1 protein-coding gene is annotated in these 1,145 nt (G+C 64.9%); it reads right to left on the bottom strand.

What is annotated here, in order from left to right:
* The coding region (gene tuf / locus ATO6_RS24710) for an elongation factor Tu (protein WP_088626568.1) at positions 1-1,145 on the bottom strand (1,145 nt) is incomplete at both ends.

The raw sequence follows: 1,145 nt of genomic DNA, 5'->3' as shown, positions 1-1,145 counted from the left end.
CCGACGGTCCGGCCGCCTTCACGGATGGCGAAGCGCAGCTTCTCTTCCATCGCGATCGGGGCGATCAGCTCGACTTCGAACTTCAGGTTGTCGCCCGGCATCACCATCTCGGTGCCTTCCGGCAGCTTCACGGTCCCGGTCACGTCCGTCGTGCGGAAGTAGAACTGCGGGCGGTAGTTCGCGAAGAACGGCGTGTGGCGGCCACCTTCGTCCTTGGTCAGGATGTAGGCTTCGGCTTCGAACTGGGTGTGCGGCTGAACCGAACCCGGCTTGCACAGAACCTGGCCGCGCTCGACTTCGTCGCGGTCCACGCCGCGCAGCAGCGCGCCGATGTTGTCGCCCGCTTCCCCGCGGTCCAGCAGCTTGCGGAACATCTCGACACCGGTGCAGGTCGTCTTGCGGGTGTCCTTGATGCCGACGATTTCCAGTTCGTCGCCGACGTTCACCACGCCACGCTCGACACGGCCGGTCACCACGGTGCCGCGGCCCGAGATCGAGAACACGTCTTCGATCGGCATCAGGAACGGCTGGTCGGTGGCGCGCGGCGGCTGCGGGATGTACTCGTCGACAGCGGCCATCAGTTCGCGGATCTTGTTCTCGCCGATTTCCGGGTCACGGCCTTCGAGCGCGGCCAGGGCCGAGCCTGCGATGATCGGAATATCGTCGCCGGGGAAGTCGTAGGCGGACAGCAGTTCGCGCACTTCCATCTCGACCAGCTCGAGCAGTTCCTCGTCGTCCACCTGGTCGACCTTGTTCAGGAACACGACCATGGCGGGGATACCCACCTGGCGGCCCAGCAGGATGTGCTCGCGCGTCTGCGGCATCGGGCCGTCAGCGGCGTTCACAACCAGGATCGCGCCGTCCATCTGGGCGGCACCGGTGATCATGTTCTTCACGTAGTCGGCGTGGCCGGGGCAGTCGACGTGCGCGTAGTGGCGCGCTTCGGTCTCGTATTCCACGTGCGCGGTCGAGATCGTGATCCCGCGCGCTTTCTCTTCCGGCGCGCCGTCGATCTGGTCGTAGGCCCGGAACTCACCGAAATACTTCGTGATCGCCGCCGTCAGCGTCGTCTTGCCGTGGTCAACGTGACCGATCGTGCCGATGTTGCAGTGCGGTTTGTTCCGCGCAAACTTTTCCTTTGCCAT

It is taken from the genome of Oceanicola sp. 22II-s10i (assembly GCF_002210105.1).
In the GTDB taxonomy this organism is placed as follows: Bacteria; Pseudomonadota; Alphaproteobacteria; order Rhodobacterales; family Rhodobacteraceae; genus Pseudooceanicola.
The sequence above is the reverse complement of the archived record's forward strand: the minus strand, read 5'-3'. Positions and strand labels throughout refer to the sequence as shown.